Origin of the sequence: Pseudarthrobacter cellobiosi (assembly GCF_023913815.1) — a bacterium.
In the GTDB taxonomy this organism is placed as follows: domain Bacteria; phylum Actinomycetota; class Actinomycetes; order Actinomycetales; family Micrococcaceae; genus Arthrobacter; species Arthrobacter cellobiosi.
Genome location: NZ_JAMXBK010000020.1, coordinates 1 through 25,941, shown reverse-complemented (window position 1 = coordinate 25,941; position 25,941 = coordinate 1). Strand labels below are relative to the sequence as shown.

General features: G+C 64.6%; 22 protein-coding genes. 5 read left to right on the top strand and 17 right to left on the bottom strand.

The genetic code is table 11. From position 1 onward, the window contains the following. Positions 1 to 12: 12 nt before the first annotated feature. From zwf to pgl, 3 genes are read left to right on the top strand one after another with little or no spacing between them, the layout of a single operon-like run. A complete protein-coding gene (zwf, locus tag NG701_RS05815) occupies positions 13 to 1,584 on the top strand; it encodes a glucose-6-phosphate dehydrogenase (protein WP_252565295.1) in 1,572 nt (523 codons plus the stop codon). After that, positions 1,581 to 2,522: a glucose-6-phosphate dehydrogenase assembly protein OpcA gene (locus NG701_RS05810; protein ID WP_252565293.1), complete on the top strand. Its 942-nt coding sequence runs from the start codon at positions 1,581 to 1,583 to the stop codon at positions 2,520 to 2,522. Before zwf ends, NG701_RS05810 begins: the two co-directional genes overlap by 4 nt. Then, positions 2,512 to 3,330, top strand: a complete 819-nt coding sequence (gene pgl, locus NG701_RS05805; RefSeq protein ID WP_252565291.1) for a 6-phosphogluconolactonase — start codon at positions 2,512 to 2,514, stop codon at positions 3,328 to 3,330. The genes NG701_RS05810 and pgl overlap by 11 nt, the downstream gene beginning before the upstream one ends. Here the strand turns inward: pgl and NG701_RS05800 are convergent. The 17 genes from NG701_RS05800 to NG701_RS05720 all read right to left on the bottom strand — a co-directional run bounded on the left by NG701_RS05800 (position 3,283) and on the right by NG701_RS05720 (position 22,569). Further along, positions 3,283 to 3,678: an RNA polymerase-binding protein RbpA gene (locus NG701_RS05800; RefSeq protein WP_252565290.1), complete on the bottom strand. Its 396-nt coding sequence runs from the start codon at positions 3,676 to 3,678 to the stop codon at positions 3,283 to 3,285. The two genes, pgl and NG701_RS05800, sit on opposite strands and share 48 nt — an antisense overlap. A gap of 110 nt (positions 3,679 to 3,788) precedes the next feature. Further along, the gene (secG, locus tag NG701_RS05795) at positions 3,789 to 4,046 is read right to left on the bottom strand and encodes a preprotein translocase subunit SecG (RefSeq protein ID WP_058932520.1); all 258 of its coding nucleotides are present in this window, start codon (positions 4,044 to 4,046) and stop codon (positions 3,789 to 3,791) included. 51 nt (positions 4,047 to 4,097) lie between these two features. Continuing rightward, complete coding sequence (gene tpiA / locus NG701_RS05790; RefSeq protein WP_252565289.1) at positions 4,098 to 4,913, bottom strand: triose-phosphate isomerase; 816 nt, start codon at positions 4,911 to 4,913, stop codon at positions 4,098 to 4,100. Between the two features lie 87 nt (positions 4,914 to 5,000). Beyond that, positions 5,001 to 6,227 carry a phosphoglycerate kinase gene (locus NG701_RS05785; RefSeq protein ID WP_252565287.1) on the bottom strand — a complete coding sequence of 409 codons (1,227 nt, stop codon included), beginning with the start codon at positions 6,225 to 6,227 and terminating at the stop codon, positions 5,001 to 5,003. 10 nt (positions 6,228 to 6,237) lie between these two features. Beyond that, positions 6,238 to 7,248 (bottom strand): type I glyceraldehyde-3-phosphate dehydrogenase, encoded by a 1,011-nt coding sequence (gap, locus tag NG701_RS05780; protein WP_058932523.1) that lies wholly within the window; start codon positions 7,246 to 7,248, stop codon positions 6,238 to 6,240. 264 nt (positions 7,249 to 7,512) lie between these two features. Beyond that, a complete protein-coding gene (locus tag NG701_RS05775) occupies positions 7,513 to 8,139 on the bottom strand; it encodes a superoxide dismutase (RefSeq protein WP_252565285.1) in 627 nt (208 codons plus the stop codon). A 111-nt stretch (positions 8,140 to 8,250) separates the two neighbouring features. After that, positions 8,251 to 9,231 (bottom strand): DNA-binding protein WhiA, encoded by a 981-nt coding sequence (whiA, locus tag NG701_RS05770; protein ID WP_056339766.1) that lies wholly within the window; start codon positions 9,229 to 9,231, stop codon positions 8,251 to 8,253. A 9-nt stretch (positions 9,232 to 9,240) separates the two neighbouring features. Then, complete coding sequence (locus tag NG701_RS05765) at positions 9,241 to 10,260, bottom strand: gluconeogenesis factor YvcK family protein (RefSeq protein ID WP_252565283.1); 1,020 nt, start codon at positions 10,258 to 10,260, stop codon at positions 9,241 to 9,243. After that, the gene (rapZ, locus tag NG701_RS05760; RefSeq protein ID WP_252565281.1) at positions 10,260 to 11,183 is read right to left on the bottom strand and encodes an RNase adapter RapZ; all 924 of its coding nucleotides are present in this window, start codon (positions 11,181 to 11,183) and stop codon (positions 10,260 to 10,262) included. The genes NG701_RS05765 and rapZ overlap by 1 nt, the downstream gene beginning before the upstream one ends. Before the next feature lie 72 nt (positions 11,184 to 11,255). Beyond that, positions 11,256 to 13,262 carry an excinuclease ABC subunit UvrC gene (uvrC, locus tag NG701_RS05755; protein WP_252565280.1) on the bottom strand — a complete coding sequence of 669 codons (2,007 nt, stop codon included), beginning with the start codon at positions 13,260 to 13,262 and terminating at the stop codon, positions 11,256 to 11,258. A 19-nt stretch (positions 13,263 to 13,281) separates the two neighbouring features. After that, positions 13,282 to 13,950: a lysophospholipid acyltransferase family protein gene (locus NG701_RS05750; protein ID WP_058932527.1), complete on the bottom strand. Its 669-nt coding sequence runs from the start codon at positions 13,948 to 13,950 to the stop codon at positions 13,282 to 13,284. Next, positions 13,937 to 14,650: an HAD hydrolase-like protein gene (locus NG701_RS05745; protein ID WP_252565278.1), complete on the bottom strand. Its 714-nt coding sequence runs from the start codon at positions 14,648 to 14,650 to the stop codon at positions 13,937 to 13,939. Before NG701_RS05745 ends, NG701_RS05750 begins: the two co-directional genes overlap by 14 nt. Positions 14,651 to 14,710: 60 nt before the next feature. Beyond that, the gene (gene uvrA / locus NG701_RS05740; protein ID WP_252565276.1) at positions 14,711 to 17,656 is read right to left on the bottom strand and encodes an excinuclease ABC subunit UvrA; all 2,946 of its coding nucleotides are present in this window, start codon (positions 17,654 to 17,656) and stop codon (positions 14,711 to 14,713) included. 48 nt (positions 17,657 to 17,704) lie between these two features. Further along, positions 17,705 to 18,085 carry a GntR family transcriptional regulator gene (locus NG701_RS05735; RefSeq protein ID WP_252565274.1) on the bottom strand — a complete coding sequence of 127 codons (381 nt, stop codon included), beginning with the start codon at positions 18,083 to 18,085 and terminating at the stop codon, positions 17,705 to 17,707. Further along, positions 18,082 to 19,893, bottom strand: coding sequence for an ABC transporter ATP-binding protein (locus NG701_RS05730; RefSeq protein ID WP_252565272.1), 1,812 nt, complete (start codon positions 19,891 to 19,893; stop codon positions 18,082 to 18,084). Before NG701_RS05730 ends, NG701_RS05735 begins: the two co-directional genes overlap by 4 nt. Beyond that, complete coding sequence (locus tag NG701_RS05725) at positions 19,890 to 21,635, bottom strand: ABC transporter ATP-binding protein (RefSeq protein ID WP_252565271.1); 1,746 nt, start codon at positions 21,633 to 21,635, stop codon at positions 19,890 to 19,892. The genes NG701_RS05730 and NG701_RS05725 overlap by 4 nt, the downstream gene beginning before the upstream one ends. 148 nt (positions 21,636 to 21,783) lie before the next feature. Then, on the bottom strand, positions 21,784 to 22,569 hold the full coding sequence (locus tag NG701_RS05720; RefSeq protein WP_252565269.1) for a trans-aconitate 2-methyltransferase: 786 nt from the start codon (positions 22,567 to 22,569) through the stop codon (positions 21,784 to 21,786). Positions 22,570 to 22,666: 97 nt separating this feature from the next. On the opposite strand from NG701_RS05720, the gene NG701_RS05715 reads away from it, so the two are divergent. Then, positions 22,667 to 25,213: a DEAD/DEAH box helicase gene (locus NG701_RS05715; RefSeq protein WP_252565267.1), complete on the top strand. Its 2,547-nt coding sequence runs from the start codon at positions 22,667 to 22,669 to the stop codon at positions 25,211 to 25,213. Between the two features lie 11 nt (positions 25,214 to 25,224). Next, entirely contained in the window at positions 25,225 to 25,923 is a 699-nt protein-coding gene (locus tag NG701_RS05710; RefSeq protein WP_252565265.1) for a hypothetical protein, read from the top strand. Positions 25,924 to 25,941: the final 18 nt, after the last annotated feature.

Here is a 25,941-nt window from a genome sequence, read left to right as displayed (position 1 = left end):
TCAACAGCAAACATGCCAGAAACTGAAAACGGCAGGAATTCCGCGACGCGTTCGGGGCGATCAGGGCGTAATCCGCTCCGGGATCCCCGTGACCGGCGCCTGAACCGGATTGCCGGTCCGTCCTCGTTGGTGCTCTTTGGAGTGACCGGTGACCTTGCCCGTAAGAAGCTCATGCCGGCCGTGTATGACCTGGCGAACCGGGGGCTGCTGCCGCCGAGTTTCGCGCTGGTGGGCTTCGGCCGCCGTCCGTGGAGTGATGCGGAGTTCGCTGCCGAGGTGAAGGCTTCGGTGAAGGCGTACTCGCGGACGCCGTTTGATGAGGCGGTGTGGAACCAGCTCGCCGAGGGTATCCGTTTTGTCCAGGGCGAGTTCGACGACGATGATTCGTTTGAGCGGTTGGGTGACACGGTCGCTGAGCTGGATGAGCAGCGCGGAACGCGGGGGAATCACGCGTTCTACCTGTCCATTCCGCCGAAGGCGTTTGAGCAGGTCTGCCGGCAGCTGTCCAAGCACGGCCTCGCGCAGGCTGAGGGTGATAAGTGGCGGCGGGTGGTGATCGAGAAGCCGTTCGGGCATGACCTGGAGTCGGCCCGGCAGCTGAACGACATTGTGGAGTCGGTGTTCCCGCCGGATGCGGTGTTCCGGATCGACCACTACCTGGGCAAGGAAACGGTGCAGAACATCCTGGCGCTGCGTTTCGCGAACCAGTTGTTCGAGCCGTTGTGGAACGCGAACTATGTGGACCACGTCCAGATCACCATGGCCGAGGACATCGGCACGGGCGGCCGGGCCGGGTATTACGACGGTGTGGGCGCGGCCCGCGATGTCATCCAGAACCACCTGCTGCAGCTGTTGGCTTTGACGGCGATGGAGGAGCCTATTTCCTTCAACGCCGATGACCTGCGCGCGGAGAAGGAAAAGGTCCTCGCCGCGGTCAAGCTTCCCGAGGATTTGTCCACCCACTCGGCGCGCGGGCAATTCGCCGGCGGCTGGCAGGGCGGGGAACAGGTCCAGGGCTACCTGGAAGAAGACGGCATTCCGGCCGATTCCAAGACCGAGACGTTCGCGGCGATCCGGGTGGACATCCACACCCGCCGCTGGTCCGGTGTGCCGTTCTACCTCCGTGCGGGCAAGCGCCTGGGCCGGCGCGTGACCGAAATCGCGGTGGTGTTCAAACGCGCACCGAACCTGCTCTTCCGTGACCACGGGGAGGATGACTTCGGCCAGAACGCCGTGGTGATCCGGGTCCAGCCCGATGAGGGCGCGACGATCCGGTTCGGGTCCAAGGTCCCGGGCACGCAGATGGAAGTCCGCGACGTGACCATGGACTTCGGCTACGGGCACTCCTTCACCGAGTCCAGCCCCGAAGCCTACGAACGGCTCATCCTGGACGTACTGCTCGGCGAACCGCCGCTGTTCCCCCGGCACGCCGAGGTGGAGCTGTCCTGGAAGATCCTTGACCCCTTTGAAGACTACTGGGCAGGGCTGACTGAACAGCCGGAGCCTTACGCCCCGGGGTCCTGGGGCCCTGCCTCGGCCGATGAGCTGCTGGCCCGCGACGGACGAACCTGGAGAAGGCCATGATTGTAGATTTGCCGGACACCACCACTTCCAAGGTCTCCAAGAAGATCACCTCCCTGCGCGAGCAGGGCGGTGTGATCGCCCTGGGCCGGGTCCTGACCCTCGTGGTGGTCACCCGGTCCGGGCTCGAGGAAGAAGCGATCGAGGCGGCCAACGAGGCCAGCCGTGAACACCCCTGCCGGATCATCGTCCTGGCCGACGCCGGGGCGACCGCCCCGAACCGGCTCGACGCGCAGATCCGGGTGGGCGGTGACGCCGGCGCGTCCGAGGTCATCGTGCTCCGCGGCTACGGCGAGCTCGCCCACGAAAGCGAATCCCTGGTCGCGGCCCTGCTGCTCCCGGACGCCCCGATCGTGGCCTGGTGGCCGCACGGGGCGCCGGAGAACGCCTGCGAAACCTCGGTGGGCCGGATCGCGCACCGCCGGATCACCGACTCCGCGAACGAAACCGACCCCCAGCTCGCGCTCGAAAACATCCGGGCCACCTATAAGGCCGGCGACACCGACCTCGCCTGGACCCGGCTGACGAACTGGCGGATCCAACTCGCGGCAGCCCTGGACCAGGTGGACTCCTCGCCCGTCACCGCCGTGGCAGTGGAAGGCGCCTCCGACTCCCCGTCCACGATCCTGCTCGCGGCGTGGCTGACCCTGGCCCTGGACGCGCCCGTGACCATCGTCGCGGATCCCGCCGGGACCGGCATCCGCCGCGTAAGGCTCACCCGCCACACCGGCGACGTGCAGCTGTTCCGCCCCGGACTATCCGTCGCGGAACTCACGCAGCCCGGACAGCCCGCGCAACGCATCTCCCTGCCGCGCCGCAGCCTCAAGGACTGCCTCGCCGAAGAGCTCCGCCGCCTCGACCCCGACGAAGTGTTCGGCGAAGTGATTACTATTGGACTGCCACGTACCAATCTAAGGAGCGTCCGACCCAGTGAGCGTTGAGCCAAGAGTTAGCATCCATCCCGATTCGTCCGTCCTGATGGCCGCCATCGCGGCCCGCCTGATCACCAAGCTGGTGGATGTGCAGGACAAGCACGGTGAGGCCACGGTGGTGCTGACCGGCGGCACAGTAGGAATCGGAACGCTGAAGGCGGTTGCGGATTCTCCGGCGGCGCCCGCCGTCGACTGGTCCAGGGTAAATTTTTGGTGGGGTGACGAGCGCTTTGTTGCTGCGGATGATCCCGACCGGAACACCAGGCAGGCGTTTGATGCACTCCTGTCGAGCATTCCGGTTGATCCTGCAAGGATCAACCAGCCGGCTTCCTCGGATGACTTCGACACGCCCGAGGAAGCCGCCGGGGACTATGCGCGCAGGCTCCGGGAAGCAGCCCAGGCCGAACACGCTGCTGACATGTCCGACAACCGTCCGGATCAACCGGGAGTACTGCCGCGGCTGGATGTTGTGCTGCTGGGCGTTGGCCCCGACGCCCACGTGGCCTCGCTCTTCCCCGAGCAGGCCGGAATCCGGGAGAAGGAGCGGACAGTCGTTGGCGTCCGCAATTCCCCCAAGCCGCCGCTCCAGCGGATCTCACTCACGCTTCCCGCCATTAACACTGCTGCCGAGGTCTGGATGGTTGTGGCCGGCGAGGACAAGGCCGGCGCGGTTGGCCTGGCACTGGCGGGCGCCAACCCGGTGCAGGTACCGGCGGCTGGCCCGCGGGGAACATCCCGCACGCTGTGGCTTATTGATGAAAATGCAGCGTCACGCGTCCCGCGGCAGCTCGTCCGGAAGGACGCCACCGGCGCGTAGCTTTTCCAGCGCTCCGGCCAGGACAGCTTCGGCGTCCTGGTCGGAGCGCCGTTCTTTAACGTATTCGAGGTGGCTCTTGAAGCCTTCGTCCAGCGGGTCCGGCAGGTCGGCTTCCTTGCCGTCCCGTGATGCCGGAGCCCCGCAGCGCCGGCAGTCCCAGACGGTGGGAAGCTGCTCATCCGGCAACCGCAGGAAGACAAGCTGGGTCTCATGCCCCTTGGCGCACCAAAAGGAAACCCTGATTCGGGGCACCCTCTCGCCCGAGGCAGCTTCTGACTGGTTCTTGGGGCCGGCTCCTTCTGTGACACCCACCCGGGTGCCACGGAACGCTGACGCACTATGTACCATCGGGACTCCTGGCTGCTTAAACAAAAACTGTGGCTGTTGGAAGCCAACAGCCACAGTTTAGTTCGGAGATCCCCATCGCGGCAGTGCCGGGCGACGATCAGTTGCAGGAGCTAAGAGTCCCCTGCACCGCTGAAGCGCATGACCAGGCCAAGGGCGATGATCACGACGCCCCAGGTAACGCCAAGGATCACGGTAAACCTGTTCAGGTTCCGCTCGGCCACGCCCGAGGAGCTAAGGCCGGAACTCATACCGCCGCCGAACATGTCCGACAGCCCGCCACCCCGGCCCTTGTGGAGGAGGATAAGCAGGGTCAGCAGAAGGCTGGTGATGCCCAGGAGAATCTGCAGAATGACATGAAGAACGTCCACGACGGCCTTTCAGAAGATTGGAATTGCGGGAGCCTGGAGCTGAGTGACGGACTAGTCCGTCATCAGGTGACTCTCGAACCTGACAATATTAGCAAACTCCGCGGGATCGAGGCTGGCCCCGCCGACCAACACGCCGTCGACGTCGCGTTCTTTCAGGATCGCGGCGACATTATTGGCCTTGACCGAGCCGCCGTAGAGCAGCCGGATCTTCGCCGCAACGTCATCGCTGAAGAGCGTGGCCAGTTCCGCGCGGATGGCGGCGCACATTTCCTGTGCGTCCTCCGGCCCGGCCACTTCACCGGTGCCGATGGCCCAGACGGGCTCGTAGGCCACCACAAGCTCTGCCGCCTGCTCGGCCGTCAGCCCGGCGACGTTCGCCCGGAGCTGTGTCAGCGTGTGCTCGACATGCGTGCCGGCCTGGCGGATTTCCAGGCCTTCCCCCACGCAAAGGACCGGAGTGACACTGTGCTTGAACGCTGCCTTGACCTTGGCGTTGAGCACTTCGTCGGATTCCTGGTGGATGGTCCGGCGTTCGCTGTGCCCCACCAGGACGTAGCGGCAGCCCAGCTTGTTCAGGAACTGGCCGGAGGTGTCGCCCGTGTAGGCACCCGAGTCGAACTGGGAGAGGTCCTGGCCGCCGTAGGCTATGTCCAGTTCATCGCCCTGGACGAGTGTCTGCACGCCGCGGAGGTCGGTGAATGGCGGGAAGACGGCCACCTCAACCCGGTTGTAGTCGTGCTTGGCGTCGGACAGGGTCCAGGCCAGTTTTTGCAGGAGGGTGATGCCCTGGACATGGTCCATGTTCATCTTCCAGTTGCCTGCAATGAGAGGCGTGCGGTCAAAAGCGCCGTTCGTTGACGTAGTCACGTGTTCTCCAAAAGTACTTGATATGTATGCGGCCGGCAGGGTGCCCGCGGGCACCCTGCCGGCCGGAGGACTTGGCAGTCCAGGTTCCTAACGGTCCAGGACGCTGAGTCCCGGGAGTTCCTTGCCTTCGAGATATTCCAGGCTGGCGCCGCCGCCCGTGGAAATGTGCCCGAACTGGTCATCAGCGAAGCCGAGCGTCCGCACGGCAGCAGCGGAGTCGCCGCCGCCTACCACGGTGAACGCGTCGACTTCAGTCAGGGCCTGGGCCACTGCGCGGGTTCCGCCGGAGAATGCTTCGAACTCAAAGACACCCATGGGCCCGTTCCAGAACACCGTTTTGGCGCCCTTGATGCGGTCCGCAAAAACAGCTGCAGAGTCCGGGCCGATGTCCAGGCCGATGCCCTGGGCACCGAAGCTGCTGCCCTCGATGCCGTCCGCGGGGACAGTCTCGTAGTCAGCGTCGGCCGCGAACTTACCGGCCACCACAACGTCGGTGGGCACGATGAATTCGGTGCCGGCACCGGCAGCCCGTTTCAGGTAGTCCTGCACAACCGGGATCTGGTCTTCTTCCAGGAGGCTGCCGGCCACGCTGTGGCCCTCTGCTGCCAGGAACGTGAAGAGCATGCCGCCGCCTACCAGGATGGTGTCGGCTTTGCCGATGAGGTTGTCGATGACCGCCAGCTTGTCGGAGACCTTGGAGCCGCCGAGCACCACCACGTAGGGCCGCTGCGTGTCAGCTGTCAGCTTCCGCAGGACCTCCACCTCGGTGTGCACAAGGTCGCCCTGGTAGGACGGGAGCCGGGTGGCGACGTCGTAGACACTGGCGTGCTTGCGGTGCACGGCACCAAAGGCGTCGTCAACGTAGGCGCCGTTGGCCCCGGTCAGGGCCACCAGTTCGTCCGCGAAGGCGCCGCGTTCGGCGCCGTCCTTGCTAGTCTCCCGGGCGTCGAAGCGCACGTTCTCCAGGACGAGGACCTCGCCGTCCTGAAGGGAGGCGGCGAGTTCCTTAGCGGAGCTGCCCACGGTGTCCTGCGCGAGCGAGACCTTGAAGGCGGCAAGTTCGGCGAGCCGCGCTACGGCAGGCCGGAGGGAGTACTTTTCCTCCGGAGCGCCCTTGGGGCGTCCGAGGTGGGCTGTTACCAGCACGCGGGCACCGGCGTCCGTGAGCTTTCCCAGTACTGGCAGAGAGGCCTTGATGCGGCCGTCGTCAGTCACTGTAGAGCCGTCGAGCGGCACATTCAGGTCACTTCTGACAAGAATGTACCGCCCGCGGACACCTTCAGCGATCAGTTCGTTGAGGGTGTGGAATGTCATGTGTCTAACCCTAGCCCAGCTTGGCTGCGACGAGCTCCGTGAGGTCCACGAGGCGGTTGGAGTAGCCCCATTCGTTGTCATACCAGGAAACAACCTTGACCTGGTTGCCGATGACCTTGGTCAGGCCGGAGTCGAAGATCGACGACGCCGGGTCCCCGACGATGTCCGAGGACACGATCGGTGCGTCCGTGTAGGTCAGGATGCCCTGGAACTCGTCGGACTCCGAAGCCTTCTTCAGCGCCGCGTTGACTTCTTCGACGGTGGTCTCGCGGGAGACCGTGACGGTGAGGTCGGTGGCCGAGCCGGTGGGGACGGGCACGCGGATGGCGAAGCCGTCCAGCTTGCCCTTGAGCTCAGGCAGGACCAGGCCGATCGCCTTGGCCGCACCCGTGGAGGTGGGGACCATGTTGATGGCGGCGGCACGGGCACGGCGGAGGTCGTTGTGCGGGCCGTCCTGCAGGTTCTGGTCCGCCGTGTAGGCGTGGATGGTGGTCATCAGGCCACGCTCGATGCCGAAGGTGTCGTTGAGGACCTTGGCCAGCGGGCCCAGGCAGTTGGTGGTGCAGGACGCGTTGGAAATGATGTTGTGCGCCGCGTTGTCGTACAGGCCCTCGTTGACGCCCATCACGATGGTGATGTCCTCGTCGGAGGCAGGTGCGGAGATCAGGACCTTCTTGGCGCCTGCGTCGATGTGCTTCTGCGCGGCAGCGGCCTTGGTGAAGAAGCCGGTGGACTCGATGACGATGTCAACGCCCAGCTCGCCCCAGGGCAGGTTGGCGGGATCGCGTTCGGCGAGAACCTTGATGACGTTGCCGTCGACAACAATGTTGCCGTCCTTGACCTCAACGGTTTCCTTCAGGCGGCCGCCGACGGAGTCGTACTTGAGCAGGTGGGCCAGTGCCTCAGGGCTGGTGAGGTCGTTGACGGCAACGATCTCCAGGTCCGCGCCCTGTGCGAGGGCTGCGCGGAAGTAGTTGCGGCCGATGCGGCCGAAGCCGTTGATACCAATACGGGTCGTCACTTGTTCAGTCTCCTTGGTGCTTGATTAAGCACAAACTAGTTGAGCGGGCGTTGAAGCCAACTAACAGATCCCGCACGCCATTGGGCAGAGATGATTAACATATCGGAGGGCGACCAGCCACATTGCTGAAGGCAGACCGCCTTCCGTGATCCATCTTACGTTTAAGTAGGTCCGCCCCCGCAAGTGCGGGGGCGGACCTTCCACATTCCGGCCGAAATCATGCCGAAATGTGAAGTTTGTTACACGCTCATGTACTGCGGGTCACTACGGCAGGGTGATGAGGCCCGTGGCGTTGGTGCGTGCAGCATCGAAGCGCTTGGCGACATCGGCCCAGTTGACGATGTTCCAGAAGGCCTTGACGTAGTCAGCCTTGACGTTGACGTAGTCCAGGTAGAAGGCGTGCTCCCACATGTCCAGCATCAGCAGCGGTGTGGTGCCGAGAGCCACGTTGCCCTGCTGGTCGTAGAGCTGCTCGATGACCAGGTTGCCACCGATCGGCTCGTAGGCCAGGAAGCCCCAGCCCGATCCCTGCAGGCCAAGGGCAGCCGCGGAGAACTGGGCACGGAAGGCGTCGAAGGAACCGAAGGCGTCATCGATGGCAGCTGCCAGCTCACCCACAGGCTTGTCGCCGCCGTCCGGGGACAGGTTGTTCCAGAACACCGAGTGGTTGATGTGGCCGCCGGTGTGGAACGCGAGGTCCTTGGAAAGGCGGTTGATGTTGGCGAAGTCGCCCTTGTCGCGTGCCTCTGCCAGCTGGGCAAGGGCATTGTTGGCACCTGCAACGTACGCGGCGTGGTGCTTGCTGTGGTGCAGCTCCATGATGCGCGCCGAAATGTGCGGCTCAAGCGCAGCGTAGTCGTAGCTGAGTTCTGGCAGTACGTACTCGGTCACAAAATCCTCCAATGTCGTGGACGGTCTGTCCGGGTTGTAACTCTCGGATTGTGCATCCGGATGACTGGCATCCGGAAGATCAGGGTGAACGCTCTGATTCTAGGGGCGCCGCTACTCGTCCAGCATCTCAGGCGTCACATTGGCATCAGTGCCAGGGATCCCCAAATCGATGGCCCGCTTATCCGCCATGGCCAGAAGCCGGCGGATGCGGCCGGCGATGGCGTCCTTCGTCATTACCGGATCTGCCAGGCGCCCCAGCTCGTCCAGGCTCGCCTGTTTGTGGGCCACCCGGAGTTCGCCGGCGTATTTGAGGTGGTCCGGGACGTCGTCGCCCAGGATCTCCAGTGCCCGGTCAACTCTGGCTCCGGCGGCCACGGCCGCCTGGGCGGAGCGCCGCAGGTTGGCGTCGTCAAAGTTGGCCAGCCTGTTGGCCGTGGCCCTGACTTCCTTACGCATCCTGCGTTCTTCCCAGACCATCAGGGCATCGTGGGCGCCCATGCGGATGAGCAGGGCAGCGATGGTGTCGCCGTCGCGGATCACCACACGGTCCACTCCCCTGACTTCGCGGGCTTTGGCCTGGATGCCAAGACGGCGGGCGGCACCAACGAGGGCAAGCGCGGACTCGGGGCCCGGGCAGGTGACCTCAAGCGATGACGAACGGCCCGGTTCCGTGAGGGAACCGTGGGCCAGGAAAGCTCCACGCCACACGGCCTCGGCGTCAGCGGCCGAGCCGTTGACGACGGCCGAGGGAAGCCCCCGCACGGGACGGCCGCGGCCGTCCAGGAGGCCTGTCTGCCGGGCCAAGGACTCGCCGTCGCGGACTACCCGCACCACGTACCGGCTGCCGCGGCGCAGTCCGCCGCCGGAGACAACGATGATCTCGCTCTGGTGGCCGTAAACCTCAGCGATGGCTGCCCGGAGCCTGCGCGCCGTGGATGCGAGGTCAACCTCGGCTTCGATCACGATCCGGCCCGAGATGATGTGCAGGCCGCCGGCGAAGCGCAGCATTGCCGAAACCTCAGCCTTGCGGACTGACGATTTCTTGATGTCCAGACGGGACAGTTCTTCCTTGACCGATGATGTCAGTGCCATGGCACCTTCCTAACTGTTCCCAAAAATGTCGTGGTACGCCGCTGCCAGACGCAGGGGGTCATGGACGGGTCGGCGGCCCGACGCCCCCACTTTACCCAAGACAACCTCGGCGCCGATCATCCCGGCGGCTTTCTCGAACTCCTGCCGGTCCTGCACCGACGCGGGATCCGCCAGGACAACGTCAACGCTGAAGTCCGGCGCATACCGGCGCAGTGCGTACAGGTGGTCCGCCGCCGACATGCCCGTGGTCTCCTTGGTGTCCGTCGCCAGGTTCATGGTGAGGCAGCGTTTTGCGGCTGTGGCACTCAGGGCGGCACGCATTTCCGGGAGCAGCAGGTGCGGCAGCACGGACGTGTACCAGGATCCCGGCCCCAGGATGACCCAGTCAGCCAGTTCGATGGCTGTCAGGGCTTCAACGCAGGCCGGCGCCTGTTCGGGCAGGAGCCGGACGTGTTCCAGCGAGCCGGCAACCGCGCATCTGGCCTGTCCGCGGATTGTCTGGAGCGCCGATGTGCCGTCAGGTGCAGTGACGCGGATGTCACCTTCAATGGTTAGCGGAACGGTGGACATGGGCAGGACCTGTCCACGGGCACCGAGCAGTGCGCCGGCCCACTTCAGGCCAGCCACGGTGTCGCCCAGCAGCTCCCAAAGAGTGACGATGAGCAGGTTGCCCATTGCATGCTCGTCCAGCGATCCACCGCTGCCCTGGCCCGGCCGGAAACGGTGCTGCATCACGTCGCGCCAGGTGCGTCCCCAGTCCGTGTCATCGCACAAGGCGGAGAGCGCCATGCGCAGGTCTCCGGGCGGCAGGACGCCGTACTCGTCGCGCAGACGCCCTGAAGACCCGCCGTCGTCCGCCACAGTGACAATGGCGGTCAGCTCGGAGGTGAGCAGCCGCAGCGCCGAGAGCGAAGCGGATAGTCCGTGCCCGCCGCCGAGCGCCACGACGTTGGGGCCCTTGTCCTGCTGGCCGGCTGCCGTTCCGCTGGAAACCGGTACGAGCGGGAGGGGCCCGGTGAACATCCCCATTACTCGCGGCCCAGATCCCGATGGGTGGTGGTCACGGTCACGCGCGGATACTGTGCCAGTTTCTTGGAAAGCTCGACGGCGACTGCCACGGACCGGTGCTTGCCGCCGGTACAGCCGACGGCGATGGTGGCGTAGTGCTTGTTTTCGCGCCGGTAGCCGTCCAGGACGGGCTCAAGCGCCAGGACATAGCGGTCCACGAAGTTCTTAACACCTTCCGCCTCGAGGACGTAATCGCTGACATCCTTGTCCAGGCCCGTATGCGGGCGCAGCTGCGGGACCCAGTGCGGATTCGGGATGAACCGGACGTCAGCAACGTAGTTGGAATCCACCGGCAGGCCGTACTTGAAGCCAAAGCTCATGACGTTGAGCCGCAGTGCCACCGGGCCGGTCTCGCTAAAGAGTTCCGTGATGGCAGTAGCCAGGGCGTGGACATTGTAGGTCGAGGTATCCAGTACGACGTCGGAGCTGTCGCGCAGTTCCTTGAGCACCTCCCGTTCGGCTGCAATGCCGTCGAGGATGCGGCCGCCTTCCTGGAGCGGATGGGGCCTGCGGCCCTGCTCGAACCGGCGGACCAGGACGTCGTCGTTGGCGTCGAGGAAAAGGACCCGGAACTTGACGCCACTGGCGGCGAGGGCCCCCAGGGCCGCACGGACGTCGACAAAGAGGCCTTTGCTGCGGACATCCATCACCACGGCCAGCCGCGGAATGGACTGCGGCGCGTGGGAGACAATCTCGGCCAGGGTGCCGAGCATCTGCGGCGGCAGGTTTTCCACGACATACCAGCCATGGTCCTCAAGTGCGTCCGCGGCGGTGCTGCGTCCCGCCCCTGACATACCGGTGACCACCAGCAGTTCCGCTTCGAGGGGCTTGACCGGCGTCAGCCCGTCCTGCTCCGTCCCGGATTCCGCCGTAGAGTCTGCCATTCGTTCCGCCCCGTTTCTGTCCAGATGAAGGCAGGCACCCGCAATGACGGAAACCTGCGTTCCTTACCCTACCTAGGTTTCAATGATTTCGCCGGTGGCCATATTCACGGCCGGAAGCGCATCGCCGGCCGTGTCGTCGCCGCTGAAGTGGGCCACGATGGCGTTGGCAAGGGATGGTCCAATGCCCTTGGCCTCCGTGAGCTCGGCCGCGGTGGCGGCTTTCACGCCTTTGACGGACCCGAAGTGGGTGAGCAGGGCCTTGCGTTTGGACTCGCCAAGGCCCGGCACTCCGTCCAGCGCCGAGACGGTCATGGCCTTGCCGCGCTTCTGCCGGTGGAAGGTGATGGCGAAGCGGTGGGCTTCGTCGCGGATCCGCTGCAGCAGATAGAGGCCCTGGGACGTCCTGGGCAGGATCACGGGGAAGTCGCTGTCCGGCAGCCAGACTTCCTCAAGGCGTTTGGCCAGGCCCACCACGTAGACATCCTCAATGCAAAGGTCCGCCAAGGCCCGGGCTGCGGCGTTCACCTGGGGCTTGCCGCCGTCGACCACCACCAGGTTGGGCGGGTACGCGAATTTTGCCCGCGGCGCGGCCGTAGTGGTGTCCAGGACCGCGGCATCGGCGGCTGCTTCCAAGGCGGCTTGGTGCCCGGGCAGGGCGGACGCCTCGACCTGCGCCGACTTGTCCTGCAGGTAATGCCGGAAGCGCCGCGTCAGGACATCGTGCATGGCGGCGGTGTCGTCTGCAGCGGCGGCCCCGGTGACGGAGAACTTCCGGTAATCGGACTTCTTGGGCAGCCCGTCCTCGACCACCACCATGGACGCCACAACGTTGGTGCCCTGGACGTGGGAGACGTCGTAGCATTCGATCCGCAGGAGGGCCACGGGCAGGTCCAGGGCTTCCTGCAGCTCCTGCAGTGCCTGGGAGCGCACGGTGAGGTCCCCGGCGCGGCGGGTCTTATGCAGTTTGAGTGCGTGCTCGGCGTTTTCACGGACGGTGGACATCAGCGCGGCCTTGTCGCCGCGCTGCGGCACCCTGACATCCACCTTGGCTCCCCGCAGGCCGCCGAGCCATTCCGTCAGTTCCGCAGCGTTGCTTGGTTCCACGGGCACCAGGACTTCGCGGGGCAGCCTGCCATGGCTGTCGCCGTCGTCGCCGTAGACCTGCTGCAGCAGGTGTTCCACGAGATCCGGGGTGGTGGCGTCCTCCACTTTTTCCACCACCCAGCCGCGCTGGCCACGGATCCGGCCACCCCTGACGTGGAACACCTGGACGGCGGCTTCCAACTCGTCCTCGTGCAGCGCGAAGACATCGGCGTCGGTATCGTCGGCGAGCACCACGGCGTTCCGTTCAAAGACCTTCCGCAGGGCGGAGATGTCATCACGGAGCCTCGCCGCACGCTCGTAGTCGAGGGTTCCGACGGCGTCGGCCATCTCCTTTTCGAGCTTGGTGATGAAGCGTTTGGCCTCGCCGCCCATAAACGCGCAGAAGTCCTCCGCCAGGGCCCGGTGTTCCTCGGGAGTCACCCGGCCAACACACGGGGCGGAGCATTTGTCGATGTAGCCTAGCAGGCAGGGTCGGCCGCTCGCCTGGGCCCGTTTGAGGACCCCGGCGCTGCAGCTGCGGACGGGAAAAACCCGCAGCAAGGTGTCCATGGTTTCCCGGATCGCGCCGGCCGTGTACGGGCCGAAGTACCGGGTTCCCTTGCGGCGGTCCCCCCGCATGACCTGAACCCTGGGGAGCTTCTCGCTCATGGTGAGGGCCAGGTACGGATACGTTTTGTCGTCGCGGAAGACCACGTTGAAGCGTGGCTTGTATTCCTTGATCCAGGTGTACTCAAGCTGCAGCGACTCCAACTCGCTGCCCACCACTGTCCACTCGACACTGCTGGCCGTGTGAACCATTGCGTGGGTTTTGGGCAGCAGGCCCGCCGGGTTCGCAAAGTAGGAGTTCAGGCGCGAGCGAAGGCTCTTGGCCTTGCCGACGTAGATGACCCGGCCGTGGGGATCGCGGAACCGGTACACCCCGGGATTGGTGGGAATTTCACCCGTCTGGGGCCTGTAACTTGCTGGATCTGCCACTACTTCATTCTACTAACGCCTAGTCCGCGGCCTTGCTCTGGTTGTAGCTGGTGGAGCGTTCCTGGCCGCTGAGTTCGGCGATCGCATCCATGATGCGGTCCGTTACCTGCCGCCGCGCCGGCAGCGAATGATCCGGGCCAGTTTTATCGAAGTACAGCGGCTCCCCCACTTTCATGGTGAAGTGGTGTGGCTTAAAGCCCTTCTCACCCGCGGGCTGCAGGTTCTCCGTCCCGATCAGTCCAACCGGGATCACGGGAGCTCCGGTTGCCAGTGCAAGCCAGCCCACGCCGGTGCGCCCGCGATAGAGGATGCCGTCCCGTGAGCGCGTGCCCTCCGGGTAGATGCCGATGCCTTTGCCCGCTTCGAGGATGTCCAGGAGGGTTTTGAGCGCCTGGACGCTTGCTGCCTGCTCGCCGCGCTCCACGGGGATGGAGCCCACGGACTCGAAGAAAGATTTCATGACCTTGCCCTTCACGCCACCCGTGGTGAAGTACTCGGCTTTGGCAAAGAAGGCCACGGGCCGCGGCATCAGTGCCTGGACAATGACGCTGTCAAAGAAGGAAAGATGGTTCGGGGCCACAATGAAGGGCCCCTCTTTCGGGACGTTTTCAAGGCCGACGACGGTGGGCCGGCACGTGCCCGCGACGAGCCCGCGAAATGTCCAGCGGACCGCCTCAAACAGCGCCATCGTTGCGCACCTCACTCATCGCGGCAGCGTGGATGGCTTCGAGGCGCCCGATGGCGGCAACCATGCCCGCGGTGGTATCCACCACGGTGACGGCCCCGGCTTCCTCGAGTTCGCCGACGGGAGCGAAACCCCAGCCCACGCCGATGCAGTCAAGCCCGTTCGCGACGGCTCCCGCCACATCCTGGGCGCGGTCACCCACCATAACGGCGTGCTGCGTGGAGAGGTCCGTCAGGGCCGCGGCGATGATGTCTGCCTTCCCCACCGGACCGTCCGTTGACGATTCGTTGTCTGCCGAACCCCTGATGGACTGGAACAGGTTGGCGATCCCGTGGTGGCGCAGCACGATCTGGGCCAGCCCTTCGGGCTTCTGCGTGGCGACGGCCACTGGCCTGCCTTCGGCCGCGAAGGTCTCCAGCGCTTCCCTGATACCGGGGTACAGCCGGCTCTGGGCTATCCCAGTGGCCAGGTAGTACTGCCGGTACGTCCGGATGACCTCGTCAAGCATCTCGGCCGGAACCTTGCAGACACTCTGGAGTGCGTCGCTGAGTTTGGGGCCGATCATCGAGTTCAGGACGTCCTGGCCAGGAACCGGCAGACCTGCGGCGGCAAGGGCTGCTGCGATTCCGCCGGATATTCCGCCGGCCGGATCGACAAGAGTGCCGTCCAGGTCAAAGATCACGGGCACTGTTGTTTGAGTCACCGGCTTAGTTTCTCACGACACCGAGCATGCCTGAAACTCGCATGCCCGACACGGCATACGTCATCGGAGGCCAACCGCTGAGCCCAGTATTTCCGCGAGGAAGGATGCCGTGTGGCCCTTGGTGGATTTCGATACCTGCTCGGGCGTGCCGGTGGCCACGATCTGGCCGCCGCCCGAACCGCCGTCCGGGCCAAGATCCACGATCCAGTCGGCGCTCTTGATGACGTCCAGGTTGTGTTCGATGGTGATCACCGTGTTGCCCTTGTCCACCAGACTTTGGAGGACCATCAGGAGCTTGCGGATGTCCTCGAAGTGCAGGCCCGTGGTGGGCTCGTCGAGAACATACACACTGCGTCCGTTGGAGCGCTTCTGCAGTTCCGCGGCGAGCTTGACACGCTGGGCCTCGCCGCCGGAGAGGGTGGTTGCCGGCTGTCCCAGCCGTACGTAGCCGAGACCCACGTCCACGAGGGTGTTCAGGTGCCGGGCGATCGGGGAGAAGGCAGCGAAGAACTCCGCACCTTCTTCGATGGGCATGTTGAGCACATCCGCAATGGTCTTGCCCTTGTAGTGGACTTCGAGGGTTTCGCGGTTGTACCGTGCGCCGTGGCACACCTCGCAGGGCACGTAGACGTCCGGCAGGAAGTTCATTTCGATCTTCAGCGTGCCGTCACCTGCGCAGGCTTCGCAGCGCCCGCCCTTGACGTTGAAGGAGAACCGGCCTGGCAGGTAGCCACGGACCTTGGCCTCGGTGGTCTCGGCGAAGAGCTTGCGGATGTTGTCAAAGACGCCGGTGTACGTGGCCGGGTTGGAGCGTGGGGTGCGACCGATAGGGCTCTGGTCCACGTGCACCACCTTGTCCAGGTGCTCCAGGCCCATGATGCTCTTGTGGCGTCCGGCCACCTGTTTGGCGCCGTTGAGCTTGTTGGCCAGCACCTTGTAGAGGATCTCGTTGACCAGGGTGGATTTGCCGGAGCCGCTGACGCCGGTCACGGCGGTGAACAGGCCCAGGGGGAAGGCTGCATCAACGTTGACCAGGTTGTTTTCACGCGCCCCGACGACCTTCAGCTCACGCTTTTTGTCGTATTTGCGCCGCTTCTTGGGGATGTCGATCTTCTTGCGGCCGGACAGGTAATCGCCGGTCAGTGAGTTGGTGTTGGCCAGGAGATCCTGGTACGAACCCGAGTGCACCACCTGGCCGCCGTGCTCGCCTGCGCCGGGCCCGATGTCCACGATCCAGTCCGCCACCTGGATGGTGTCCTCATCGTGCTCCACAACGATAAGCGTGTTGCCCATGTCGCGGAGCCGGGTCAGGGTGTCAATAAGCCGGCGGTTGTCGCGCTGGTGGAGGCCGATGGAGGGCTCGTCCAGGACGTAAAGGACGCCCACGAGACCGGAACCGATCTGGGTGGCGAGCCGGATTCGCTGCGCTTCGCCGCCGGACAAGGTAGCGGAGGGGCGCTCGAGATTCAGGTATTCCAGCCCGACGTCGAGCAGGAAGGTCAGCCGGGCCTGTATTTCCTTGAGCACCTGGTGGGCGATCTGGGCCTCGCGGCCGGTTAGGACCAAGTTGTTCAGGAAGTCCGCGCAAACGCGCATGGGCATGGCCGCGACATCGGCGATGGACTTGCCGTTGATCAGGACGGACAGCGAGGCGGGGTTGAGCCTCGCGCCATTGCACGCGGGGCAAGCGATCTGCCGCATGTACTCTTCGTAGCGGTCGCGGGCCCATTCGGAGTCCGTCTCGCCGTGCTTGCGGTGGACGTACTGGATGGCACCTTCGAAGCCGGTACTGTATTTACGTTCCCGTCCGAAGCGGTTCTTGTACTGCACAACCACCTTGTGGTCCTTGCCGTGCAGGACGGTGTGGCGGACGTCGTTGCCCAGCTTTTCCCAGGGTGTGTCCATGGAGAAGCCAAGCTCCTTGGACAGCCCTTCGAGCAGGCGGTTCCAATACTCGGTTGTTGCGGTGCCAAGTGACCATGGCGCGATGGCGCCCTCGGACAACGACAGCTCAGGATTCGGAATGATCAGTTCTTCGTCAACCTCGAGCCGTGTACCGATGCCGCTGCACGCGGAACAGGCGCCGAAAGGGTTGTTGAAGGAGAAGGACCGCGGCTCGATTTCATCGATGGCCAGGGGATGTTCGTTAGGGCAGGCGAGGTTCTCGGAAAATGCCCGCAGCCGTCCCGGCGCGTCTGCGTCCAGATCGACGAACTCGGCCAGCACCCGGCCTTCGGCCAGGCCAAGCGCCGTTTCAACGGAGTCCGTGAGGCGCTGGCTGATGCCCTCCTTTACCACCAGGCGGTCCACCACCACCTCAATCGTGTGCTTGAACTGCTTGCCGAGTTTGGGCGGCTCGCTCAGCTGGATCAGCTCACCATCCACCCGGGCACGCGAATAGCCCTTGGCGGTCAGCTCCTTGAAGAGGTCCACGAACTCGCCCTTACGCCCCCGCACCACAGGCGCCAGGACCTGGAAGCGTGTGCCTTCGTCAAGCTCAAGCAGCTGGTCCACGATCTGCTGCGGAGTCTGCCGGGCCACAACCTCGCCACAGACCGGGCAATGCGGCCGTCCCACGCGTGCCCACAGCAATCGCATGTAGTCATAAATTTCGGTGATGGTGCCAACCGTGGACCGGGGGTTCTTGCTGGTGGACTTCTGGTCAATCGATACCGCCGGCGAGAGCCCCTCGATGAAATCGACGTCCGGCTTGTCCACCTGGCCGAGGAACTGGCGGGCATAGGCCGACAGGGACTCAACGTAGCGCCGCTGGCCCTCGGCGAAGATTGTGTCGAACGCCAGGGACGACTTCCCGGAACCGGACAGCCCGGTGAAAACGATCATGGCATCACGGGGCAGATCCAAGTCCACGTTGCGCAGGTTATGCTCGCGCGCCCCTTTGACCACAAGGCGGGAGAGGTCTGGCCGGGCAGGCGTGGCTGGGGCCTGGGGAACGGCGACGGGGACGGATTCGACTGCTGTTTCTTCAGCTACGGCTTTAGGCACCCACTAATGCTAATCGAAAACTTCTTCGAATATCCATGCGGGGTCCGGCTAGTCGGCGTCGTAGGCTGCAGCCAGCAGCTGGACTGCTTCCGCAAAGCTGGCACCTTGGGCCTTGGCCACTGACGCATAGGAGTTGGCGGCCAGGGAGAGCGCATCCGCCCGCTCATCACGCGCGCACACCACGGTGCCGTTCCTGCCCTTTGTGGCCACGACACCGGCCGCCTCCAACTCCTTGTACGCCCTGGCCACCGTGTGGGGCGCGACGTCGAGCAGCCCCGCCATGGTCCGCACCGCCGGCAGCTTGGTTCCCGGCGGAAGGGCCCCGCTGTCCGCAAGGCGGATCACATGCAGGCGCAGCTGCTCAAACAATGCCACCGTGCTGGACTGGTTGGGCTTCCAGGTTCCGGGGAACGGACCCGCTGTTGTCATCGTCCGGCCTCCAACGTGCCGGCGCGGCCCGGGCGTCCGGCGAACTGGGCGTTGTAGAGCCGTGCATAGCGGCCGTTGGCCGCCAGGAGGCTTCGATGGGTTCCCTGCTCTGCAATGCGTCCGTGGTCCATGACCAGAATTAGATCAGCGTCCCGGACCGTGGACAAACGGTGGGCGATCACAAAGCTTGTTTTTCCACGGCGCAACCGCTGCATGGCCTGGCGGATCAGGACCTCGGTCCGGGAATCCACTGAACTGGTGGCCTCATCCAGGACCAGCACAGTGCGGTCCGCCAACTGCGCCCGGGCGATAGCGATCAGCTGGCGCTGGCCCTGGCTGAGCGGCTCTCCCCCGTTGCCCAGCATCGTGTCGTAGCCGGCCGGCAGCGACCTGATGAGGTGGTCCACGTGGCTCGCCTCGGCTGCCGCAGTGATCTCCGCAGCCGTGGCTCCTGGCCGGCCGTATTCGATGTTCTCCCTGATGGTGCCGGAAAACAGCCAGGCATCCTGCAGCACCACGCCGAATCCCTTGCGCAGGACGTCCCGCGGAATGTCAGCAATGTCGGTACCCCCGATGGTGATCCTGCCGGCGTCGACCTCGTAGAACCGCATGAGTAGGTTGACAACGGTGGTCTTGCCGGCGCCCGTGTGCCCGACAATCGCGACCGTCCGGCCCGGTTCCACCGTGAACGACAGTCCACGGACCACAGGGTCAGCCCGGGCATAGCCAAAGGTGACATCACTGAACACAATCCGCCCTCCCTGACCGGGTTTGTGACCGTCACTTTCGGTCTCGGCAGGTATCTCCGCGGAGTCGAGCAGGTCGAACACACGGCGTGCCGAAGCCACGCAGGACTGGATGACGTTGAGCATGCCGCCGATCTGGCCCACAGGCTGGGTGAAAAGCCGGCTGAACTGGATGAACGCCTGGATCCCGCCGATGGTCATGGCCCCCATGGTGACCTGGAGCGCCCCCACCACCGCCACCGCGATGTAGTTGATATTGGCGATAAGGACCATCAACGGCTGGACAATGCCGGATGAATACTGGGCCCGTGCGGATGCCCGGGCCAGGCGGTCGTTGCTTGCCTTGAAGACTGCCGCTGCCTGGTCCTGGTACCCGAAGGCCTTAATAACCTCGTGCCCGGTGACAAACTCCTCCACGTGCGCGTTCAACTCACCCGTTTCGGTCCACTGGCGGGCAAAATGCGCTTGGGACTTCCGGGCCACCATAACGGTGATAAGGGTGGACAAGGGCACCGAAACAAGCGCTATCAGGGCCAGGAGCGGCGAGATCCACAGCATCATGGCCAAGGCACCGCACAGCATCAGGACAGACATGATCAGCTGCGTGAGGACCTGGCTGAGCGCTTGCGAAATATTGTCGATGTCATTGGTGACGCGGCTCAGGACATCACCCCTGGACTGCTCTTGGAAGTACGTGGAAGGAAGCCGGTGCAGCTTGTCTTGAACCGATGCCCGGAGGCGGTACATCAGGCCGTGAACCGCGCTGGCCGTCAGCGCTCCCTGGATCCAGTTGAACAGCGAAGCGCCGATGTACATCGCGGCAACGGCGGCCAGCAGGAGTCCCAGGCGCTGCCCGTCGAGCGCTCCGCTGTAGACCCCATCCACCACCACATCGGTGGCATCACCAAGGTAGTTCGGCGCCGCGACGTTAAGGGCAACAAAAGCGCAGGTGGCCGCAACTGCACCCAGCATCCGCCCCCTGGACGGGCGCAGCAACGCGAGGACCCGGCGCGCTGTGGGCCAGAACCCTTCGGACGCCCCGGCGCCAGGCGAAGCGGTCATGGCGCGTCGTCCAGCGCCAGTTGGGACTCGGCGATTTCCCGGTAGGTGGCAGACGTCTCCAGCAGTTGCAGGTGTGTTCCCTGTGCAACCAGCCGGCCGTCGTCGAGCACCAGGATCTGGCCGGCTCCGGCAGCGGTGGAGATCCGTTCCGCCACGACAATGACCACTGCACCCTCAAGGGCAATCTCCAGGGCATCCCGGACCCGGGCCTCGGTGGCGAAGTCCAGCGCAGAAAAGCTGTCGTCAAAGAGATAGACGGGGACCCTCCGCAGGAGGGCCCGCGCTATGCAGAGACGCTGCCGCTGGCCTCCGGAAAGATTCGTTCCGCCTTGCCCGACCTCCGTGCCCATCCCCCGCGGCAGCGCACGGACGAAGCCGGCGGCCTGAGCTGTCTCCATGGCTTCCCAAAGCTGGCCCTCGGTTGCCTCCGGAGCTGCGACGCGCAGGTTGTCGGCGATGGTTCCGGAGAAAAGGTGCGACATTTGTGGCACCACCGCCATGGTCCGGCGGAGGACGTCCAGGGACATCGAGCAGATGTTCCGGCCGCCGATGCTGATGGTTCCGGCTGTGGCGTCCAGGAACCGGGGCACCAGGCTCAGGAGTGTCGACTTGCCGCTCCCTGTTGAGCCGACGATGGCAACAGTGGTTCCTGGCCGGGCCGTGAAGCTGATGTCTTCCAGTACCGGATTTTCGGCGCCGGGGTAGGAGAAGCTGACATTCCTGAAAGTGACGCTGCCGCCCTCCAAGGAGCTCCCATGGCGGGTCTCTTGGGGCGCCTTGTGGTCCTGGACTGACGGTCTTGCGTCGAGCACGGCACCCAGCCGTTCTGCGCAGGCAGCGGCCCGCGGCGCCGTCATGAACACGTACATGGCCATCATGATTGCCAGGAGAATCTGCAGGATGTACGCGATAAAGGCCGTGAGGGCACCAATCTTCATCCCGCCGTCGTAAACCCGGTGACCACCGAACCACACCACGGCCACCGACGACAGGTTGACCACAATCATGATCAGCGGCAGCATGCCGGCCACGAGCAGCGACGACTGAAGGTTGTTTCCCGTGAGGCTGCTGTTGGTCTTCGCAAACCGGCGTGTTTCGTGTCCCTGCCTGACGAAGGCGCGGATCACATTCGCGCCGATGATCTGTTCACGAAAGAGCTCCCCCGTGCGGTCCAGGAGCTCCTGCCCCTGCCGGTACAGGGGAACGAGGCGCCGGACGATGAGATACATGATGAGCAGAAGTATTGGCATGATGACCATCACGACGCTTGAAAGCACCATGTCCTGCTGCCACGCCAGTATGACGCCCCCGGCGGCCATCACGGGGGCCGCCACAAGCATGGTGAAGACCAGGACGGCGAACGACTGGATCTGCTGGGTGTCGTTGGTGGCCCTGGTAACGAGGCTTTGCGTGCCGAAGGCTGCCATTTCCTGGGATGAAAGCGACTGGATCCTGGTGAAGACCTCGCCGCGCAGCTGGTGCCCGAGCTTCATGGCCACCACTGCCCCGAAGTAGCCCGCGGCGATGGCTGCCGACGCCTGGAACGCAGCTATCAGGACCATGACGGTGCCCAAGCGGAAGATTTCCGGCGTGTTCCCCGCAACGATGCCGTCGTCGATGATGGCAGCGTTGATGGTGGGCAGCAGGAGGTTGCCTGCGGACTGGACAAGCTGGAGAGCAACGATCGCGGTCACGGCGCCTTTGTGGCCAGCCAGCAGCCGGGTCATCAAGCCGAAAAGCATCGCACCTCCAGGACGGATTTGGGAGGCCGATGAGGGTCCGGCCATTTGCCATCCCCAGAAGCCGCTGTCGTCATTGTAACCAGCATCACATTCTCTTCTTGGTCATAAGGCATTACCGACTATGTAGAGAACCTCAAGCGAATGGAGTTTATGCGCTTGGCTGCTTTTGCGCCACGGCAAAGATCCGCCGGAACGGAAACACCGTGCCATGTGCCGTTGCCGGGTATGCGGCCGCCAGGGCTGCAGCATACTCCGCTTCAAAGGCGTGCCCGTCCTCGGCCGAAAGTGCCGCCGCGACCGGGCGCAACGCCGTGCCGCGCACCCAGTCCAGCACCGGATCCGTCCCAGTGAGGACCTGCTGGTATGTGGTTTCCCAGGCGTCTGCCGTGCAGCCCGCGTCCAGCATGATGCTGAGGTAGTCTGCGGGCTCCCCCACGGATTCTCCACCGCGAAGTACGCCGTCGAGCTGGGGCGACCAGCGTGCCGAACCCGCGAGTTCCCGCATCAGGGCATGGGACGGGGCGTTGAAGTTCCCCGGCACTTGCATGGCGAACCAGGCACCGGGCTTGAGCGCCGCCAGCCAGCCGGCAAGCATCTCCTGATGCCCCGGCACCCACTGAAGCGCGGCGTTGGTGACCACCACGTCGGTTTCAGCGGGGGGTGTCCAGTTTGCGATATCCGCCACCTTGAAGCTGAGGCCCGTATGCCTGGCTGCGTGCGCGGCGGCTTTGTTCAGCATTTCTCTGGACGAATCGAGCCCGACCACTTTCGTTTCGGGCCATCTCCGGGCGAGGGTGGCCGTGAGGTTTCCCGGACCACATCCAAGGTCCACAACGTGCTTTGGCCGGTCGGCCTGGATCCGCCCCGTAAGGTCGAAAAAGGGCCGGTCGCGGTAGTCGCCGAACTGGACGTACTTTACGGGGTCCCACTTCACAGTTAACTCCATCGCCTGGTGCTGTCTGGCAGTACCGCGAGCCTAACCCGGGCCCACCCGAATATCCGGCACCGGCTGGGCACTAAGCTGGAAATCAATGAAACTCGTTGACCAGCTGCCTGTCCTGTCCGCCTCAGACCCCTCCGGCGCAGGCATCGACCCGGACGCCCTGTACACCCAGTTCCTGGAGTGGACCGAAAGCCGGGGCCTGGAACTGTACGCTGCCCAGGACGAGGCCATCATGGAGCTTGCCACCGGAGCCAACGTCATCCTCGCCACCCCTACCGGTTCCGGCAAATCGCTGGTGGCCATCGCGGCGCACTTCCAGGCCATGGCCCGCGGCCAGCGCAGTTACTACACCGCACCGATTAAGGCACTGGTCTCGGAGAAGTTCTTTGCCCTGTGCGACATCTTCGGTGCAGAAAACGTCGGCATGATCACGGGGGACTCCGGCGTCAACCAGAACGCACCGATCATCTGCTGCACAGCGGAAATTCTCGCGAACATCGCCCTCCGCGAAGGGGCCGACGCCGAACTCGGTGCGGTCATCATGGACGAATTCCATTTCTACTCCGACCCCCAGCGTGGTTGGGCCTGGCAGGTCCCGCTGCTGGAGCTGCCCCAGGCCCAGTTCCTTCTGATGTCCGCAACCCTGGGTGATGCCAGCCGGTTCGAGGCTGGCATCACCGAGCTTACGGGCCGCCCCACCACCACCGTCAGTTCAGCCGAGCGCCCCATTCCGCTGCATTACTACTACCACCAGACGCCGGTCCACGAAACACTCGAGGAACTCCTCGCCACGCGCCAGGTGCCCGTCTATGTGGTGCACTTCAGCCAGATCGAGGCCATTGACCGGGCCCAGACACTGATGAGCATCAACGTGTGCACCCGCGAGGAGAAGGACAAGATCGCGGAGCTGATCGCGAATTTCCGTTTCGCCGCAGGCTTCGGCAAGACGCTCAACCGGCTGGTCCGGCACGGTATCGGGGTCCATCACGCCGGCATGCTGCCGAAGTACCGCAGGCTCGTGGAGCAGCTCGCCCAGGCGGGCCTGCTCAAGGTGATCTGCGGTACGGACACACTGGGCGTGGGGATCAACGTGCCCATCCGCACCGTGTTGCTCACCGCACTGAGCAAGTACGACGGCGTCCGCACCCGCCCGCTTAACTCCCGGGAGTTCCACCAGATTGCCGGAAGGGCCGGCCGCGCCGGGTATGACACCGCGGGGACAGTGGTGGTCCAGGCACCCGAGCACGTCATCGAAAATGTGAAGGCGATGGCCAAGGCCACCGCCAAATTTGGTGACGACCAGAAGAAGCTCCGCCAGGTGGTCAAAAAGAAGCCGCCGGAGGGCTTCGTCTCCTGGGGTGAACCCACCTTCAAGCGCCTCGTGGAATCTGTGCCCGATCCTTTGACGTCCAGCTTCAGCGTGACGCATTCGATGCTGATGAACCTGATGGAACGGCCCGGCGACCCGTTCACGGCGGCCCGCCGGCTGCTGACCGAAAACCACGAGAACCGGTCCTCACAGCTGCGGCTGATGAAAAAAGCCCTGGGAATCTACCGTGAGCTCCTCGCCGCTGAGGTGGTGGAGCGCATCCCGGCAGAAGAGCAGGGCCATGACGGCAGGACAGTACGGCTCACCGTCCATCTGCAGGCCAACTTTGCCCTGAACCAGCCACTCTCGCCGTTTGCACTGGCGGCGCTGGAGCTCCTTGACCCGGATTCGCCGTCGTACGCCCTGGACGTGGTGTCCGTGATCGAGGCGACCCTCGAAAAGCCCCGCCAGATCCTCTCCGCCCAGCAGAAGAAGGCCCGCGGGGAAGCGATTGCCGCGATGAAGGCTGACGGCATCGAGTACGACCAGCGCATGGCCATGCTGGAGGAAGTCACCTATCCGCAGCCGCTCGCCGAACTCCTGGGCGAAGCCTTCGAGGTCTACCGCAAGGCCGCGCCATGGGTGGGCGACTTTGAACTGGCGCCCAAGTCCGTGGTCCGCGACATGTACGAGCGTGCCATGAACTTCGGCGAATTTGTCCAGTTCTACGGGCTGGCCCGCTCCGAGGGCATTGTGCTGCGCTACCTCGCCGACTGCTTCAAGGCGCTGCGCCAGACCGTACCGCAGGACATGCTTCGGGAGGACCTTGAAGACCTCATCGCCTGGCTTGGCGAACTGGTGCGGCAGGTGGACTCCAGCCTCCTGGACGAATGGGAGGAGCTGACGTCCGGCGCGATGCCCACCCCGCACGACGCTCCCCCTCCGCCGCCGCCGTCGCTGACGTCCAACATCCGTGCCTTCCGCGTGATGGTCCGCAACGAGATGTTCCGCCGCGTGGAACTGTTCGCGGACGAAAACGCCGCAGCCCTGGGCGAGCTCGACGGCGGCGCGGGCTGGGATGCCGACCGCTGGGAAGACGTCCTGGACGACTACTTCGACGAACACAACGACATCGGCACCGGCCCGGATGCCCGGGGTCCCGGACTGCTTATGATCACCGAAGAGCCTGGGCTTTGGAAGGTCCGGCAGATTTTCGATGATCCGGCGCGCAACCATGACTGGGGCATCTCCGCCGAGGTAGATCTGGCGGCCTCCAACGAATCCGGAACGGCAGTGGTCCGTGTCACCGACGTCAACCGGCTCTAGGCTCTGACCGAATGGACTCCGTCCCCGATCTGACCGGCAGTCTTCGGGTTTTGGGAGCCCTGAAGGCCCAGCCCGTGGCACCGTCCGACGGTCCACGGCAGTGGTGGAAGGGCCCGCTGGACGTCGAGGGGCTGGCTTTGGGGGCGGTCCAGGCAGCAGCGACGTCGCTGAACGCGCTTGCTGGCGTTCCGGGCAGGTACTCCCTGGCATCCGGAGCCACCGCGCCGGCGTTCGATTCGCTGGGACACCTGCGGATCGCGGGTGAGAAACCTGAAGGGTTCGCTCCGATGTCCGGCTTGCGGCGCACGTCGGACGGCTGGATCCGCCTGCACGCCAACTACCCCCACCACGCAGCCCGGCTGACGTCGGCCCTCTCCCTGAGCACACCACAGGACGTGGAACACGCCCTGCTAAGAATGACGTCCCTGGCAGCCGAGGAAGCCATCACGGCTAACAACGGCGTCGCTGCTGCCGTGCGCAAGCGGGACGAGTGGGTCGCAACACCGATGCATGCGGCTGCCAGTGCCGGGCCCTGGATCAGAATCTCCCTTCCGCCAATGGCAGCCAGTGAACGTCCGCAGGTCTCCCGGTGGGTTCCGTCGGCAGTTCCGCGCCGCCCCTTAGCCTTGATCCACCGATGTTGCTCGGGGCGCCGACGGCGGTTTAAACCGAGAATGCCCGTCTTTTCAAGGAAAATGGAGCTTGTCTAGAACCCATTGACCACCGAA